14 protein-coding genes and 1 tRNA gene are annotated in these 16872 nt (G+C 49.4%); 7 read left to right on the forward strand and 8 right to left on the reverse strand.

Annotation, left to right across the window (positions count from 1 at the left end; all coding sequences use genetic code 11):
* The first annotated feature begins 309 nt into the window (after window positions 1–309).
* From apbC to ACYQ1O_RS07590, 7 genes are all read left to right on the forward strand, one after another.
* Window positions 310–1401, forward strand: coding sequence for an iron-sulfur cluster carrier protein ApbC (gene apbC, locus ACYQ1O_RS07560; RefSeq protein ID WP_459991054.1), 1092 nt, complete (start codon window positions 310–312; stop codon window positions 1399–1401).
* A 436-nt stretch (window positions 1402–1837) separates the two neighbouring features.
* Window positions 1838–5293, forward strand: coding sequence for a transcription-repair coupling factor (mfd, locus tag ACYQ1O_RS07565; RefSeq protein ID WP_459991055.1), 3456 nt, complete (start codon window positions 1838–1840; stop codon window positions 5291–5293).
* A gap of 221 nt (window positions 5294–5514) precedes the next feature.
* Window positions 5515–6399: a spermine/spermidine synthase domain-containing protein gene (locus ACYQ1O_RS07570; protein WP_459991056.1), complete on the forward strand. Its 885-nt coding sequence runs from the start codon at window positions 5515–5517 to the stop codon at window positions 6397–6399.
* On the forward strand, window positions 6396–8570 hold the full coding sequence (locus tag ACYQ1O_RS07575; RefSeq protein WP_459991057.1) for a YgiQ family radical SAM protein: 2175 nt from the start codon (window positions 6396–6398) through the stop codon (window positions 8568–8570). The genes ACYQ1O_RS07570 and ACYQ1O_RS07575 overlap by 4 nt, the downstream gene beginning before the upstream one ends.
* A 132-nt stretch (window positions 8571–8702) precedes the next feature.
* Entirely contained in the window at window positions 8703–9794 is a 1092-nt protein-coding gene (ychF, locus tag ACYQ1O_RS07580) for a redox-regulated ATPase YchF (RefSeq protein WP_459991058.1), read from the forward strand.
* Window positions 9795–9850: 56 nt separating this feature from the next.
* A tRNA-Met gene (locus tag ACYQ1O_RS07585) sits at window positions 9851–9927 on the forward strand.
* Window positions 9928–10212: 285 nt separating this feature from the next.
* Window positions 10213–10728 (forward strand): ArsI/CadI family heavy metal resistance metalloenzyme, encoded by a 516-nt coding sequence (locus ACYQ1O_RS07590; RefSeq protein WP_459991059.1) that lies wholly within the window; start codon window positions 10213–10215, stop codon window positions 10726–10728.
* 18 nt (window positions 10729–10746) lie between these two features.
* Here ACYQ1O_RS07590 and ACYQ1O_RS07595 read toward each other — a convergent pair whose 3' ends face one another.
* The 8 genes from ACYQ1O_RS07595 to ACYQ1O_RS07630 form a co-directional block, all read right to left on the reverse strand.
* Window positions 10747–12309 (reverse strand): NCS2 family permease, encoded by a 1563-nt coding sequence (locus ACYQ1O_RS07595; protein WP_459991060.1) that lies wholly within the window; start codon window positions 12307–12309, stop codon window positions 10747–10749.
* A gap of 41 nt (window positions 12310–12350) precedes the next feature.
* Entirely contained in the window at window positions 12351–12512 is a 162-nt protein-coding gene (locus tag ACYQ1O_RS07600) for a hypothetical protein (protein WP_459991061.1), read from the reverse strand.
* Entirely contained in the window at window positions 12496–13158 is a 663-nt protein-coding gene (locus tag ACYQ1O_RS07605) for an RloB family protein (protein ID WP_459991062.1), read from the reverse strand. Before ACYQ1O_RS07605 ends, ACYQ1O_RS07600 begins: the two co-directional genes overlap by 17 nt.
* Complete coding sequence (locus ACYQ1O_RS07610; RefSeq protein WP_459991063.1) at window positions 13151–14479, reverse strand: AAA family ATPase; 1329 nt, start codon at window positions 14477–14479, stop codon at window positions 13151–13153. Before ACYQ1O_RS07610 ends, ACYQ1O_RS07605 begins: the two co-directional genes overlap by 8 nt.
* Before the next feature lie 174 nt (window positions 14480–14653).
* Complete coding sequence (locus tag ACYQ1O_RS07615) at window positions 14654–14926, reverse strand: type II toxin-antitoxin system RelE family toxin (protein ID WP_459991445.1); 273 nt, start codon at window positions 14924–14926, stop codon at window positions 14654–14656.
* 88 nt (window positions 14927–15014) lie between these two features.
* A complete protein-coding gene (locus tag ACYQ1O_RS07620; RefSeq protein WP_459991064.1) occupies window positions 15015–15785 on the reverse strand; it encodes an SDR family NAD(P)-dependent oxidoreductase in 771 nt (256 codons plus the stop codon).
* On the reverse strand, window positions 15763–16188 hold the full coding sequence (locus tag ACYQ1O_RS07625) for a VOC family protein (protein WP_459991065.1): 426 nt from the start codon (window positions 16186–16188) through the stop codon (window positions 15763–15765). The genes ACYQ1O_RS07620 and ACYQ1O_RS07625 overlap by 23 nt, the downstream gene beginning before the upstream one ends.
* 46 nt (window positions 16189–16234) lie before the next feature.
* On the reverse strand, window positions 16235–16738 hold the full coding sequence (locus tag ACYQ1O_RS07630; RefSeq protein WP_459991066.1) for a peroxiredoxin: 504 nt from the start codon (window positions 16736–16738) through the stop codon (window positions 16235–16237).
* Window positions 16739–16872 lie beyond the last annotated feature (134 nt).

The raw sequence follows: 16872 nt of genomic DNA on the forward strand, positions 1-16872 counted from the left end.
CATAATGCCAAGCAAGCATTGGCAGATAAGGGCTGGCAAAGCCGCCAACGGCGATGGTTTTTATGTCTTTAACATGAGTTTATACCTTATAAATAAAAGGCTTATTGATTGTTTGATGTGCAAATGACGGCATCCTTGGTTGTGTCTTTATACCTTCAAGCCTGCTTGAATGCCAATCTTTTTTGGCTTCCTTAGATCAGGCCATCGGCGTCGCATAGCCGCCAGTCCGGCATGAATTCTATTGAAATATCAGCCTATGCCTTATATCCTGCTTCGATTAAGCCGATTTCTATTTTTATGGAGCATTCAATGACAAGCATCGACAAACAAACAGTGGAAAACTACTTAAAGCTGTTTATCGACCCCAATCACGGACAAGATTTGGTGTCGGCAAAATCGGTCAAGTCGATTTCGGTAGAAGGCGCGGATGTGAGCGTAAAAATCGAGTTGGGCTATCCGGCAAAAAGTTATGTTGAAGAGCTGGCGGCAGCGGTGACGGCGCATTTAAAAACCTTGCCGGACATTGGCAGCGTGGTGGTTGAAGTCAGTGTAAAAATTGTTTCCCATGCCGTGCAGCAGACCTTAAGACCTTTGCCGAACATAAAAAACATTATTGCCGTCGCATCGGGCAAAGGCGGGGTCGGCAAGTCCACCACATCCGCCAATATTGCTTTGGCATTGGCTGCAGAAGGCGCGACGGTAGGCATTTTGGATGCCGATATTTACGGGCCGAGCATTCCTACCATGTTGGGTTTATCGGGCTTACCCGAAAGCCAAGACAAAAAAACCATGATGCCCAAGATTGCCTACGGTATCCAAACCATGTCCATCGGTTATCTGGTCGAGGCCGACCAAGCCGTCATTTGGCGCGGGCCGATGGTGACCAACGCTTTGCAACAATTGCTGCGTGACACCAATTGGTCAGATATTGATTATTTGATTATCGATTTGCCGCCAGGCACCGGCGACATCCAATTGACCTTAGCCCAGCAGATTCCGGTCAGCGGCGCGATTATCGTCACCACTCCGCAAGACATCGCCCTGATAGACGCACAGCGCGGCTTGGCGATGTTCGGCAAAGTCAACGTGCCGGTGTTGGGCATTGTTGAAAACATGAGCCTGCATATTTGCTCGCAATGCGGTCACGAAGAAGCCATTTTCGGTACGGGTGGCGGTGCGGCGATGGCGGATGCCAACCGCGTCGAATTTTTAGGGGCATTGCCGCTGGACATCAACATCCGCCAAGATGCCGACTTGGGCAAACCCACGGTCGTGGCTGACCCTGATGGACGTGCCGCGCAGATTTACAAAAGCATTGCCCGTAAAACCGCCGCCAAGCTGGCTTTAAAGACCAAAGACTTTAGTGGTAAATTTCCCAATATTGTCATTCAAAATAGCTAGTTAGTTCTGCTTGGCAAAAGGCTTTGGCAGGGAGTCGCTATTTTTGCGAAAGATTGCTTCGGCCTCCGTGCCGGTCAATCAGCAAAAATCACGCGACCGCTCTTGCCTTCGGCTGCCCCAGCCGTCCTGCTTCTCTCGTCTGCCTACCCAACAAGGGGATAGGCGACATCGTTACCGCAATGACTCGACGCGATTTCGGACAGCCTGCATTTTCACTACGCAAAAAACGCTTCGTGAAAACACAAGCACTATCGCTTCTGGGGACTACTCGACTCCTGTCTCGCAGCGACTGCCATTGGCACAATCCATGCCGATGGCAGTTGGGCTTTCTTGCTGGGCAACATCCATTTGGCGGTTCTGAAGTCGGCGTTTAAACTCAGGTATAATTCTGCGGTTTAACCCAAACCTATCTTGCTCACCGCCCGACATTCCGCTAATGGCTGATAATCTGATTTTTTCCCCCCCTGTTCCCGCCCAGCAAGGCCAACCGTTAATTTGGACGGGCTTGCACGGCTGTGCCGATGCGTTGGCCTTGGCCTCTGCCATCAAGCAAGAAAAGCGCTTGCTGGTGATTGTCACCGCCGATAATCCGACCGCTTTGCGCTTGGAACATGAACTGGCGTTTTTCCTCGGCAACAGCCAGCCGATTTTGCATTTCCCCGATTGGGAAACCTTACCCTACGATGTCTTCTCGCCGCTGCCCGAAATTACTTCCGAACGTTTACGGACGATGGCACTGTTGCCGCAAACCAAGCGCGGCGCGTTGGTGGTGTCGCTGACCACCTTGATGCACCGGTTGGCACCCAGGGAACATGTCTTGGCGAACAGCTTTGCCATTGCCGTGGGCGATGATTTTAATTTGGAACTGAACCGCATCAAGTTGGAAAGCGTGGGTTACCAATGCGTCAGCCAAGTTTACCAACACGGTGAATTTGCCGTGCGTGGGGCGATTGTCGATTTGTTCCCCATGGGCAGCAAAGTGCCGTTCCGTATTGAGCTGTTTGATGATGAGGTGGAATCCATCCGTACATTCGATGCCGAATCACAACGTTCGCTAGAAAAGATCGACAAAATTGAGCTGTTCCCCGCCCGCGAATTTCCGTTTACCGACGAATCCATCAAACTGTTCCGGCAAACGTTTCGGGACATGTTTCCGCAAACCTCCGCTAAGAACACCTTGTATGGCGATGTCAGCAAAGGCATTGCGCCCAATGGCATTGAATATTACCTGCCGCTGTTTGTCAGCCATACCGCCACCTTGTTTGATTATCTGCCTGGCAACGCCGTGTTGGTGGTGCCGGAAAGCTTCGCCAGCCAAGCGCAGGTGTTTTACAGCGAGGCGGAAGACCGCTTTTTGCAACGCAAATACGATTCAGAAAGGCCGCTGCTAAAGCCGGAATTATTGTTCTTGTCGGCGGCGGATTTGCAAACCAAGGCGGAAAGCTTTGACCGCATACAATTGTCCGCCAGCGCCGTTGCCGACGCGGTCGATTTCCACAGCCAAGTGCTGCCCAATGTCACCATCGACGCCAAACTCACCGAACCGGTGCAGCGTTTGCGGCAATTTACCGAGCAATTTTTAGGCAAAGTGCTGTTCATTGCCGAATCGGCAGGCCGCCGCGAAGCCTTGATCGGCAAATTGCGCGGCTACAAAATTCGGGTCAAACAAGTCGATACTTGGCAGGCGTTTTTAAAGTCCGAAACCTCGCCGTGCATGTTGGTGGCGCACGTCGATAGCGGCTTGTGTTTGGCAAATCCGGCGATTGCCATCATCACCGAAAGCCAGTTGTCCGGCGAAAAAGTCCAGCAACGGCGCAGGCGGCGACGTTCGGCAGTGCGCGAGCTGGAAAATATCGTCAACAATTTGAACGAGCTGACCATCGGTTCGCCGGTTGTGCATCAGGAACACGGCGTAGGCCGCTACATGGGTTTGCAGACCTTGCAAATTGGCGGCATCGATGCAGAATTTTTAATGCTGGAATACGCCAACAACGACAAGCTTTATGTGCCGGTTTCCAGTCTGCATGTCATCGGACGCTACACCGGTGTCAGCCCCGAAAATGCACCATTGCATAAACTGGGCGGCGACCAATGGAGCAAAGCCAAGAAAAAAGCCATTGAACGCATCCACGATGTTGCCGCCGAACTGCTGGAAATCCACGCCAAACGCGCCGCCAAACAAGGCCATGCCTTCGCCGTGGAAAATACCGATTACCAAGCCTTTGCCGATGCCTTCCCGTTTGAGGAAACGCCCGACCAGCAAACCGCTATCGAAGCCATTTTGGACGATATGGCTTGCCCACAACCGATGGACCGGGTGATTTGCGGCGATGTCGGTTTTGGCAAAACCGAAGTGTCCATGCGCGCGGCCTTTATCGCCGTGCAAAGCGGCAAACAAGTGGCGGTTTTGGTGCCGACCACGTTGTTGGCGCAGCAACATTACCAAAACTTTTGCGACCGTTTTGCCGATTGGCCTTTCCGCATCGAAGTCATGTCGCGCTTTGTTTCCCCCAAACAGCAAAAGCAAACCACCGAAGACTTGGAGCAAGGCAAGGTGGATATTGTCATTGGCACGCATAAATTGCTGTCCAAGGAACTCAAATACAAGCAATTGGGCTTGGTCATCATTGACGAAGAACACCGCTTTGGGGTCGCCCAAAAAGAGCATTTCAAAAAATTGCGCAATGAGGTGGACATGCTCACCTTGACCGCGACACCGATACCGCGCACGTTGAACATGGCAATGTCCGGCTTGCGCGACATTTCCATTATTGCCAGCCCGCCGCCCAACCGCCACGCCATTAAAACCTTCATCAGCGAATGGGTCGATGCCGATATTAAAGAAGCCTGTCTGCGCGAAATCCGTCGTGGCGGCCAGTTGTTTTTCTTGCATAACGATGTCAAAAGCATGGGCAAAATGGCGGAAGATTTGGCTAAGCTCGTTCCCGAAGCGCGTATTGAAATGGCGCACGGGCAAATGCCGGAACGCGAGCTGGAACGCATCATGCTCGATTTTTACCACCAGCGCTTTAACCTGCTGTTGTGTTCCACCATTATCGAAAGCGGCATCGACATTCCCAGTGCCAACACCATCATCATCAACCGCGCCGACAAACTGGGCTTGGCGCAATTGCACCAGCTGCGCGGCAGGGTAGGGCGTTCGCATCATCGTGCGTATGCTTATTTTGTCGTGCCGCATAAATCGGCGTTGAGCAAAGATGCCGTCAAACGTTTGGAGGCGGTGGAAGCTTCTGGCGATTTGGGCGCAGGCTTTATGTTGTCGTCACACGACTTGGAAATTCGCGGTGCGGGCGAGTTGTTAGGTGACGAACAAAGCGGACAAATCCAAGAAATTGGTTTTACGCTTTACACAGAGCTGCTGGAACGTGCCGTGGCGGCGTTAAAGTCCGGCAAGCAACCGGAGTTGGATACACCCATGGATCGCGGCCCGGAAGTCGATTTGCAAGCGGCTGCACTGATCCCCGAAGATTATTTGCCCGACATCCACGCCCGTTTGGTGTTGTACAAGCGTATCTCCAGCGCCGACAGCCCTGAAGAGTTGCATGAGTTACAGGTGGAAATGGTGGATCGTTTTGGCTTGTTGCCGGAGCCTGTGAAAACCTTGTTCAGTATCGCGCAATTGAAACAACAGGCCGAATCGATGGGCATCAAAAAAATTGAAGCCAACGCGGCAGGCGGGCGTCTGATTTTTAGCCCGCAACCCAATATCAATACCGAAAAGTTCATTGAACTGATCCAAACGCAAAGCCAATGCTATAAGTTTGACGGTGTCGATAAACTACGGTTTACCCAAACGTTCGCCGACACCGAAAGCAAAATGCAGTTTATCAGCCGCTTGCTGCAACTTTTGGATCCTTTACCGGCAAAATAAAGTGCTGATGGGGTGATTGTAAAAAAGTAGGGTACGCTGCGTACCCTTTGCTGTATTGGTTTTTGCTACCCTCCTAAGCTCCCTTGGTTCCACTTCCATCGCTTGCCTTCATTTTCGATAATCTTCCGCTATCTGGCGTATGCTTAGTTCAGCCATTGTTTTGACAACCTTGGTTGTTCCGCGTTAAGAACAAATCTTACCTATCACGGAGGTAGTCAGAAATGTCCTACAGGGTAAACGCCAAAATCCGTAAGTTTGTGTATAATGCATTGTTTTATTTTAAAAACCGTCTGTTTATGTACAAATACGATGGCTTGTTGATCCACGAAAGCCATGACGACGATGGGATTTTGGAAGTGGTCGATTGTGCGGGTATACGTACCTTGCATTTTGGCTCGGCGGCTTTGCAAAGCAGCATGGCCTTGGCGCGGCCTGAACAATTGCAATTGGCTTACACGCGTGCAATGACCAGCTACTTGCTGTTTAAACCCGACTTGCTTGACGAGGCGTTATTGTTGGGCTTGGGTGGAGGGTCTTTAGCCAAGCATTTGCTGCACCATTTTCCTGATTGCCGACTGCAAGTTGTCGAATACCGAAAAAGCGTCGTCAAAATTGCCCGTAGCTATTTTGGTTTGCCCTTAGACCCGCGCTTAAAAGTGATTGTTGGCGAAGGGGCGCAAGCGGTGCGGCAACGCGCAGAAACCCAGCCGGAATCGTTCGGGGTAGTGTTTGTCGATGCCTTCGACCACGAAGGTATGGCGCAACCCTTACGCAACCAAGCTTTTTTTGACGCTTGCCGCCAGCTGCTAAAACCGGATGGCATGATGGTCATCAACCTGTGGGGCGGTCTGCAAGCACCGGATTTTATTGAATGCGCCAATTGGTTAGGCACGGCTTTCGGCTGGCGGGTGTTGTTTTTGCCGGTGAAAGATCGTAGTAACATCATCGGGCTAGCCTTTAACAGCGAAATGCCTTTGTTTGATTTTAAAACGCTCAAACAACAGGCCGCAGAACTTGAACATCTTTACCAAATTGATTATCCCGTCTTTTTGCAAGATATAAAAAGACACAACACCAGTACTTTTAAGCATATTTTTAAATCATGACCGAATCCGCATTTCCTGCCGCCCCTTATCTGTTCGGCTACCGCAAATATTGGGCGCAACGCTTTGGTGTAGCAACTGAACTGCCGATGACCCGCGCTGAAATGGACGCGCTGGGCTGGGACAGTTGCGATGTGATCTTAGTGACCGGCGATGCCTACATCGACCACCCCAGCTTCGGTATGGCCTTGATTGGTCGCCTGTTGGAAGCGCAAGGTTTCCGCGTTGGCATTTTGTCGCAACCCGATTGGACCAGCGCGGCAGATTTTAAAGCCTTAGGCCGTCCCAACCTGTTCTTCGGTGTGACCGGCGGTAACATGGATTCGATGGTCAACCGCTACACGTCAGACAAAAAAATCCGCTCCAACGATGCCTACACACCGGATGGTGCCGCAGGCAAACGCCCTGATCGTGCGGTCAACGTCTATTCACACCGCTGCCGCGAAGCGTTCAAAGACGTGCCGATCATCATCGGCGGCATTGAAGCCAGCCTCCGCCGCATAGCACATTACGATTATTGGTCGGACACGGTACGCAAGTCCGTATTGCTGGATAGCAAAGCCGATTTGCTGGTTTACGGCAACGCCGAACGGCAAGTGGTCGAAATCGCGCACCGCTTGGCGAATGGCGAATCCATCAACGATTTGAAAGGCATACGCGGTACGGCTCACTACGTTAAACAGATTCCTGCCGGTTTTGCCGTTAAAGATTCCACCGACATCGACAAACCCGGCGCTTTAATTCCGCCGGTCGATCCGTACCAAGAAAACCCTGCCTGCGATTTGAAACCCGCCGCGCCGGAAAACCCGTTGTTGGAGGCGGGCGAATCCGCGATCCGTTTTGATAAACTGCAGATGCGCAACCAACGCGCCAAAACCGTCATACGTTTGCCGGATTACGAAGCGGTTAAAGATGATCCAATACTTTACGCCCACGCCTCGCGCGTGATGCACGCCGAAACCAATCCCGGCAATGCGCGGCCTTTGATTCAACGCCACGGTAGCCGCGATGTGTGGCTGAATCCGCCGCCGATCCCGTTGTCCACCAAAGAAATGGACGGCGTGTTCGATTTGCCGTACTCGCGTTTGCCGCACCAAACCTACGGCAAGGCGCATATTCCGGCGTTCGAGATGATCCAGCATTCGGTCAACATCATGCGCGGTTGTTTTGGCGGTTGTACTTTCTGCTCGATTACCGAACACGAAGGCCGCATTATCCAAAGCCGTTCGGAAGATTCCATCATCAAAGAAATTGAAGCCATCCGCGACACTTCGCCTGCCTTCACTGGACACATTTCCGACTTGGGCGGACCGACGGCGAACATGTACCGCTTGGCTTGCAAAGACCCGAAAATTGAAGCCGCTTGCCGCAAGCCGTCTTGCGTTTATCCCGGCATTTGCCCGAACTTGAACACCGACCATTCGCCGTTGATTAAGCTGTATCGCCGCGCCCGCGCTTTGCCTGGCATCAAGAAAATCTTCATTGCTTCGGGCTTACGATACGATTTGGCGGTGGAATCACCGGAATACGTTAAAGAATTGGTCACGCACCATGTCGGCGGCTATCTGAAAATTGCGCCCGAACATACCGAACAAGGGCCATTGTCGAAAATGATGAAGCCCGGTATGGGTACGTATGACCGCTTCAAGGAAATGTTCGACAAATATTCCAAAGAAGCCGGTAAGGAACAGTATCTGATCCCGTATTTTATCGCCGCGCATCCGGGTACGACGGATGAGGATATGCTGAATCTGGCGATTTGGCTGAAACGTAATGGCTTCCGAGCCGATCAAGTACAGGCGTTTTTGCCGTCACCGATGGCGACCGCAACGGCGATGTACCATTCCGGCAAAGACACGCTGCACAAAGTGAACCACAAAGCAGCGAATATCTACATCCCGAAAAGCGTCAAACAACGCCGCTTGCACAAAGCTTTTTTGCGCTATCACGATCCGAAAAACTGGCCTCTGTTGCGCGATGCTTTAAAAGAAATGGGGCGGTCAGATTTGATTGGCAATGGCAAACATCATCTGGTGCCGTCGTTCCAGCCCAAAGGCACGATGCCGGTGACGAGCGGCAAAGGCCAGGTGTTTAAAACCAAATACACCGGTTTGCCTACACAAAAAAACGGCGGCGGCAAGGTTTCCCCTAAAAGCCGGCCCAAGGTGCGCTGATTGCATTTAAACGTTTGCTGCGCCTGCGAACTTTTTAGATTGCGTTCAGGCTTGTATAATAGGCGGTCATGTCAGTTGGTCTCTCTTTCTGTACGCGCTTTTTAACCCACATTTTTCTTACAAAATAATTTTATGGCACTGTATTGCGGAATCGTCGGTTTGCCCAATGTTGGCAAATCGACCTTATTTAATGCGCTCACCAAAGCAAAAATCGCGGCTGAAAACTACCCGTTTTGCACCATTGACCCTAACGTTGGCGTCGTGCCAGTGCCTGATCCGCGCATGGAAAAGCTTGCCGAAATCGTCAAACCTGAACGCGTATTGCCGACCACGATTGAGTTTGTCGATATTGCCGGTTTGGTCGAAGGTGCATCAAAAGGCGAAGGTTTGGGCAATAAATTCCTTGCCAACATCCGCGAAACCGATGCTATCGCCCATGTGGTGCGTTGCTTCAATGATGAAAACGTCGTCCATGTGGCGGGCAAAGTTGACCCCATTTCCGACATCGAGGTCATTAACACCGAATTGGCGTTAGCCGATATGGCCTCGGTTGAAAAAGCTTTGTTGCGCTCCACCAAAATTGCCAAAACCGGCAACAAAGACGAGTTGGCGAAAAAAAATGTCTTGGAACAAGTCTATAAGCAATTGGATGCTGGCTTGCCTGCACGCTTGTTGCCGCTGAGTGTTGAAGAAAAAGCGCTGATCCGCGACTTGTGCCTGATGACCTTAAAACCCACCATGTACATTGCCAACGTGCAAGATGATGGTTTTGAAAACAACCCTATGCTTGATAGCGTGCGCGAATTTGCCACTAAAGAAGGTGCAATGGTTGTGCCGATTTGCGCGGCTATCGAAGCGGAAATCGCACAATTGGACGAAGACGAAAAGAAAGAGTTTTTGGAAGATTTAGGTTTGGAAGAGCCTGGCTTAAACCGCGTTGTCCGCGCCGGTTATCAGTTGTTGAACCTTGCCACCTACTTTACCGCTGGCGTGAAAGAGGTGAGGGCATGGACCATTCCGGTTGGCGCTTCGGCACCACAAGCAGCAGGCGTGATCCATACCGATTTCGAAAAAGGTTTCATCCGCGCCGAAGTGATTTCTTATGAAGATTTCATTGCCAACAAAGGCGAGCAAGGCGCAAAAGATGCCGGAAAATGGCGTTTGGAAGGCAAGGAATATACGGTAAAAGATGGCGATGTCATGCATTTTAGATTCAATGTTTGACAAGTTAAATCCAGCTATTTATAATTCTCGCTCTTTACAAGGACTTGTTTAAGAATGGTGATATAGCTCAGTTGGTTAGAGCGGAGGATTCATAACCCTCAGGTCGGTGGTTCAAATCCACCTATCACCACCAAACAAAGCTCCAAAAGATTTAAAAAATAAACCTGCAAGCCCTACGGCTTAGCGGGTTTTTTTATGCCCAACGAAAAGATGGGTCAAAGAACCAATTTTTAAATTGGCGTTTTTAATCAATAGCCTTACGATACTGCTTTTCACTTTAGGTGTTCGAGCGGTTCCAAACAGTTTTCTGGTTCCGGTAACACAACAAATTGACCTCTGCTTGTGACCTTTTCCCGATTTTACAGTCTTATCCCTATCTCTTTGAGATATATACTTTTCTTACCTACAGGAACACCCCATGAAACGTTTCCACGTCCACATTGCCGTTAACAACATCCAAGAAAGTGTCGATTTTTATAGCAAATTATTCGGACAGCCGCCTAGCAAGCAACAAGCCGATTATGCCAAATGGATGCTGGAAGACCCGAAAGTGAATTTTGCCATTTCCGCCCGAGGCCACGCGCTGGGCTTAAACCATTTTGGATTTCAGGTGGAAAGCAGCGAAGAATTGGCGGAACTGAAACAACACGCGCAAAGTGCCTCGGCTGGTAACCTGCTGGATGAAGGCGAAACCGCCTGTTGCTATGCCAATAGCGAAAAGCATTGGACAATAGACCCGCAAGGGCTGGCTTGGGAAAACTTCTTGACCTTATCCGACGCGCTCACTTTTGGCGAAGACAATATCCCCGTTCCCGAAGCCAATAGCGGCTGCTGTGTGCCTGTGAATATTCCCATCACCAGCATCGGCAAAAGCAAATCGGCCTGCTGCGTTCCCAATCCTGAAGCCAGCGGCACCGATAATTGTTGTGAATAATGAACGAAATGGATCAAGCTAATGACCCGCTTTATCTTCCACACAAAGCCATTTCGCCAAGAAAAACACCACGCCCATCAACGCATAGGCTAACGCCCATTCCCAAGCGGGCGTTAACGACAAGGCGGTATCGCTAGGTGTCCAGCGGTAGGAATGAATCAAACCGCTGGCGGACAACAAGCTTGCCGCACCGCTCCACAGCGCGGCGTTGATAAATTGCCGTTCAATGACCGCTACCGTCATCGCTGCCAAAATCATCGCGGTGAAAATAAAGCCTTGTTCCAAGGCAAATGCGCCGTGTATCCAAATGTCCGCCATTTGGAAGCGGCTGATTAAAGCATCGTTAAATAAAGACACTGATTGACTGGGATCGCTGGCGGCACGCACCCCGCTTTTCGCCATAAACGCACCCCACGCGGTAATGCCTGGCAACAAGCCCAAGACCACGGCGGGCGCGTGGCTTTTGGGCGTTTCTTGAAAGGCTTGTGCGGCGATAACGATGCCTATCCACAACACAATCGCCATGCCCGCATCAATCGGCACAGCCCAGGCGATGTACGACAAACTTCCGGTCAGGCAAATCACGGTCATAAACGCGCCGTTCATGATCGAATAACCCACCCGTGCGCCCATCTCTTTCCAGCCAGGATGACCGATGTAAATCGTCGTCGGGAAGCACGAACCAAACACACACGCCGCCAACGTACCGATACCGTTCGCCATTAACGACGGACGCGTTGGGAAACTGTCACCCGCCGCTTCTGCCGATTCAATGTTCTGCAAAGAGCCAATCACATTAAACAAACCCATCGGGATAATCACCGATAGATAGGTCAAACTTTGCGGCGAAGCCAACGCAGCCCATAAATCACCGACAACGGGTATCGGCAAAAATAAGCCCAAATCATTTTCTGGCTTGATGCCCACCGGTGCCAAACCCATCAGCCAAGATAGCAACACGCCTAATAACACGGCGACCAAACCACCCGGAATATTGCCGCGAAATTTCAGTTTGCCGAAATACACCAATAAAATCACTGCCAAGGTTACCAACCCCACCACGGGATGTGCGTAAGTGCGGAACAGGAAACCCAAGGAAATGAAGGTCAGGGCAATGCCGGATAAGGTCGACAACAACGCCGCACGGGGTGTGGCTTTACGTAAGCGTTCGGCGACAAATGATCCGAACAACTCAATCAAACCCGAACCGAAACACGCCAATAAACCCGCTTGCCACGCAATGATGTCAGGATCCGCCGCCCCCGCTGCCACAGCAACCATTTTCGCGGGCAGCATCACCAAAAAAATATGCGCGAACAAAGACACGGTATTGATGCCATAAGGCAAGGCGCAAATATCGTCACGCCCAGTCAAAGCCGCCAATTGCTTGGCTTGGTAAGCGTAATAAAGATTGCCGACCAACAAAGACACCGCCGCGCCGGGCAAAATATGCCGATAAATCAAGTCATCGGAAAAGCCCAACACATGGCTACATAAACCGACAATCACCAGCAATTGCACCAGATTGTCCAAAGCCAAACCAAAAAAACCGTCAATATCGGCACGTACAAACCATTTCATAGGCGCATCCTTGAAAAAGTTGAAATTAATGGTGGGTCATCTTATATCACCGCCAAAACATTTCGTCCGAAACAGCCATCCCATAGTTGTTGGGACAAATTATAGGCGAGCAATATTACGTAGCGTTTGGTCAGCAGTGGTTTTTGTTCCGCGATATAGCGATGTAATTGGGCGATGCTATCGGCACTATCGGCTGGGTGCATTAGAAAAAATTCCGTTCTCAATGATTCTATCCAATAACCGATAAAAAGTGGTTGAGGGGTTTGCCATTGGATTGCCTGTCGCCTCGTGGTCAGCCAATTGCTTTTCAGCACGCGTTTTAGCCACGGCAAAATCGTATTTTATTTGTTCAAAATCAAACTGCTTACTACGCTCTGGCTCATATTTTGGCATTGCCGAAGCCAATTTACGTTGAAGATCATGTCTATGGATGTGGGCGCAATGCGGCGTGATATGCCATAAAGCCCAAATTTCAATACAAGGGTTGGATATGGCGGTATGGACTTTGTTGGCTTTTGCCATATCAAGCGCTTGCGGGATATTTGGATGCTCGTCCACATCAAAAACCGCCCAGACTTCAAATAAACCATCAAAGCTATCAAGCGTTTTCTTGGCTTGTGCATCCCGCTGTTTTTTTATCTCGACCGCTTTCTTCACAATGGTAAAAGGTGCGCCCGCCGGAGCTACGGTTTCAACTTCCACTAAACCGTTGCCATGTTGTTTAGCAAAGCTTTTTAAGTAATCCGGCTCAGTGTTTTTACCTTCACAAACCGCAATGATTAGAAATTTTGGCGGTTTTGTACCCAGTTTTCGGCTAGTTGACCGCGATGGCGGGAGTCGTCTAGCCATTGACATTTTTTTCGCGTTGGAAAAGCTGTTGAATATCGCCTAAAAATGGAATTGCCCCAAACCGCCCTTCCAAATAGCCTTTTTGAATATTATCGGTGCTGCGTAATTGGTAATCGGTCAACGGCGCGATGACAGTTTCGCCGCTAAGATTTTTTTCTGAAAACCAAATTTGGTCGCGTCTTAATAGATTGCTGCACAGAATATGGGTTTCGTGGGTTGTGAACAGCAATTGTGCGCCGTTGGGGTTGGTTTCTTTATGGTTGAATAATTTTATGATTTGAAGGGTTAAGAGTGCGTGTAGGCTGGATTCGATTTCATCCACGATAAAAATGCCACCTTGGTTTAGTGCTTTAAAGGCTGGCGTTAATAGGGCGATCATTGCTTTTGTGCCGAGGCTTTCTTCTTCTAATTCAAACAAAACAGGATTTCCGTTTTGGTCTTTATGGGAAAGTTCTAAGCGATTATCGAACACAGAATCATCAAATTCATCAAGCCCGATAACAAAGCCTTCACCTAACATTTCAGAAAATACATCTTTCACGAATGCTTTCGCTTTTTCCCTAACTAAAAACTCATTTTTTTCTGGATTTTTAATTTTTAATTTAATGCCATCTACTCCAGCTCCAGAGTTTTTTAAAAATTGGCTAATTTGATCAATTACACCGATATTTTTAAGATTAGTAGCTATGGTATTAAGTGATAACACTTGGTCAAATCTAAATGAAAAAGCCATCAAAAAATAAGCGTGAATCCCCTCTAAAAACTCGTGGTTATTTTGGGCTGCGGTACTTAAAAACAAACTATTGTCTCTAGTCAGTCGGGCAATAACCCTATTCTCACCTTTCAAATACTTGCTAAATTTATATTCGCTCTCTTCTTGACTATTCCTATGGAATAAAACTTTTCTTGATTTACGGTTTTCATAACTATAAGAAAACAACCATTCTTCCATAACGGCTTTATCATTGATTTTAAAGCCATAGTGATAATGAATTCCGCCCAAAACAAAATCCATATCAAACTCACTGGTTTCATCTTTTGCATCGGCATTCAGCTTAAAAACAGGCCTATGAATGCCGCTAGTTTCAGCTTTTCTATACGAGTTACGGATAAATTCGACAAAAAACTTTAAAGCCTCAATCATATTGGTTTTACCCGACGCATTCGCCCCATAAATGGCAATGCTGGGTAAAATCGCGTCAGGAAGCGCCGACGTATTAATCAAATCCGCTTGCGGGTCTTTCAAGCTAGAAGCGGTAAAAAGCAACTCTTGATAACCATAGATGGATTTGTAATTGGAACAACCGAAACGGATAAGCATAGATAGGGGAGAAACTTTAATAAATGACCTGTAATCAGGATTTTTGCATTATTTTCGAAAAAAGTCGAATTGTAAGGTGGGTAATAGCTCACAATAGGCTTAATTAAACTTTGCAATTATGGATGTGGCGTAACATAAACAATCCTTTGTTATCTGGATATACGCATCAATCGGTCAAGTTTTCGGTTTTCCCGTTCCCAACCTAGCCAACGCAATCTCATAAACTTCATTCCGGTCACGCTTGCCAACGGCGATGACCGTTACTGTCACAACGTTATCCGCAATAGAATAAACCAAACGATAGCCTTGTTGGGGCAGTTTGATTTTGTATAGGTTTAGCGCATCCAACAAAGCTGCCGCAGGAGCATGGGGATTTTCTAGGCGTTCTTTCAGTTTCTTTTTGAATTGGTTTTGAAGGGGAGGGTGGGCTTTTGCTAAAACGCAGATGTTTTAGTGGTTGGGGTTATTGGTTCATCGGCTAATTATTGCAGTCGGCATTAGCCGATGAACACGTTGGGGGTTTTGCCAATTCCTATCAGCGCAAAAAACGTCCGCCGCTGATGTCAATTAGCGCGCCGTTGATATGCGAGGCCATATCGCTGGCTAAGAACAGCACCGAGCTGGCGACTTCTTCGGCAAAGGTGTTGCGGCCTAGCGGGGTTTGTTTGCGGTAGTTTTCCATCATTTCCGGTGTGGAATGGATTTCGTGGTGTTGGGTTTCCACCGTACCGGGCATGATGGAGTTGGTGCGCACATGCGGTGCCAATTCTTTCGCCAGCGTGTGGGTGAACACCATCAAGCCGCCTTTGGCGGCGGCGTAAGAACCGCCACCGTTGGCACCGCCAGTCTGCACAGACAACGATAAGATATTAATGATGCGTCCGCTGCCGGTGGCACGCAAATGCGGAATGGCGTGTTTGGTCAGCAAAAATGCGCTGGTCAGGTTGATGTCCAGCGATTTGTTCCAGTTTTCTAAGGTGCAGTCTTCGATTTTTGCACGTTTGACCAAGCCGCCGCTGTTGTTGACGACGATGTCCAAGCGGCCTGCGCTAGCCACTAAGTTTTCTACGATGGCTTGGGCTTGGGCTTCATTGCTTAAGTCAGCTTGTAGCAGGATAGCTTTAATGCCAAGTCCGGTCAGTTCCGCCAATAAGGTTTCGGCTGCGTTTTGGCTGGAATAATAATGCAGGCCAATGGTGGCACCGGCTTTGCCTAAGGCTAAGGCGGTGGCACGGCCTATGCCGACGGCTGCGCCGCTGATAAGCGCGACTTTGCCGGTCAGATCAAGCGATTGTTCGGGTATCATAACGATAGTCCTGAAGGGTGGCTGGTTTTTCACCAGGGAAGTTAAGTTCAACCTTAACGCCAACCGGATCGTACAAAAACACCTGCGTCATTTCGGGTGGCGAGCGGTAGTCAATTTCGTAAGCGATGTTTTGTTGGGCTAGCAGGGTCAATAAGTCGTCCACACCCGAACAGCCCAGCGCGACATGGTTAAAATGGGTATCGCGGCCTTGATAGAGGCTTTCTTCAACAACCGATAAGTGAATGATGGCTTTGCCGTCACAATACAGCCACGCGCCATTGCGTCTTGACGGCGCGCGCAATCCCTGTGTCAAACCGATGACATCGACATAAAACGCCACCACGTCCGCCAATTGCGCTTCGGTGAGGACGATATTGATATGGTTAATTCCTGATATTTTCATGCTTACTCTATAAGTTGTCGATCAAGGCAGCGATACGCCGCTGCCGTTATTGGGCGGTCTCTTCTTCTACGGCGGGGGCTGGGTTGACCATATTATTGACCAATGCCAACATCTCTTCGGCGTGGCCTTCGTGGTTAACGCCGTAGCAGACTTCTGCCAGTTTGCCTTCTTTATCAATGACAAACGTGGAACGTAAAATCGCCATGCTTTTTACGCCATTTTTCTCACGCTCGCGCCAAACGCCGAAGCTTTCGCATAATGCGCCGCTGGTGTCCGCCAGCAAATCCAGTTTTAGGCCGTATTTGCTGATGAAGTCGGCGTGGCTGGCGCAGCTGTCTTTGCTGACTCCTATAACGACCGTATCCAACGCTGCAAATTCATCGGCGAGGCGGGTAAAGTCGTTGGCTTCAATGGTACAGCCTGGGGTGTCGTCTTTAGGGTAGAAGTACAAGACGATGTTTTTCTCACCGGTGTAATCGGCCAGGCTCACCAATTGGTTGTGTTGGTTGAATGATCTGAACATGGGTGCATATTGTTGTTTTTCTAGCATAAATTCTCCTCATAATTCCCAAATAGTTAGACACGCTGCATGGATGCGAGCGTGCTTGGCATCATAGTGAGCTGGTGGTTGATTGTCCAGTGATTAAATAACATTTCCCATTCAATTAGTTATGTCGAATTGGC

Source organism: Methylosoma difficile (genome assembly GCF_054657615.1).

What these genes read in the sequence shown, in the direction of transcription:
- apbC (WP_459991054.1), top strand. Translation starts at nt 310, where the DNA reads ATGACAAGCATCGACAAACAAACAGTGGAAAACTACTTAAAGCTGTTT.
- mfd (WP_459991055.1), top strand. Translation starts at nt 1,838, where the DNA reads ATGGCTGATAATCTGATTTTTTCCCCCCCTGTTCCCGCCCAGCAAGGC.
- ACYQ1O_RS07570 (WP_459991056.1), top strand. Translation starts at nt 5,515, where the DNA reads ATGTCCTACAGGGTAAACGCCAAAATCCGTAAGTTTGTGTATAATGCA.
- ACYQ1O_RS07575 (WP_459991057.1), top strand. Translation starts at nt 6,396, where the DNA reads ATGACCGAATCCGCATTTCCTGCCGCCCCTTATCTGTTCGGCTACCGC.
- ychF (WP_459991058.1), top strand. Translation starts at nt 8,703, where the DNA reads ATGGCACTGTATTGCGGAATCGTCGGTTTGCCCAATGTTGGCAAATCG.
- ACYQ1O_RS07590 (WP_459991059.1), top strand. Translation starts at nt 10,213, where the DNA reads ATGAAACGTTTCCACGTCCACATTGCCGTTAACAACATCCAAGAAAGT.
- ACYQ1O_RS07595 (WP_459991060.1), bottom strand. Translation starts at nt 12,309, where the DNA reads ATGAAATGGTTTGTACGTGCCGATATTGACGGTTTTTTTGGTTTGGCT.
- ACYQ1O_RS07600 (WP_459991061.1), bottom strand. Translation starts at nt 12,512, where the DNA reads ATGCACCCAGCCGATAGTGCCGATAGCATCGCCCAATTACATCGCTAT.
- ACYQ1O_RS07605 (WP_459991062.1), bottom strand. Translation starts at nt 13,158, where the DNA reads ATGGCTAGACGACTCCCGCCATCGCGGTCAACTAGCCGAAAACTGGGT.
- ACYQ1O_RS07610 (WP_459991063.1), bottom strand. Translation starts at nt 14,479, where the DNA reads ATGCTTATCCGTTTCGGTTGTTCCAATTACAAATCCATCTATGGTTAT.
- ACYQ1O_RS07620 (WP_459991064.1), bottom strand. Translation starts at nt 15,785, where the DNA reads ATGATACCCGAACAATCGCTTGATCTGACCGGCAAAGTCGCGCTTATC.
- ACYQ1O_RS07625 (WP_459991065.1), bottom strand. Translation starts at nt 16,188, where the DNA reads ATGAAAATATCAGGAATTAACCATATCAATATCGTCCTCACCGAAGCG.
- ACYQ1O_RS07630 (WP_459991066.1), bottom strand. Translation starts at nt 16,738, where the DNA reads ATGCTAGAAAAACAACAATATGCACCCATGTTCAGATCATTCAACCAA.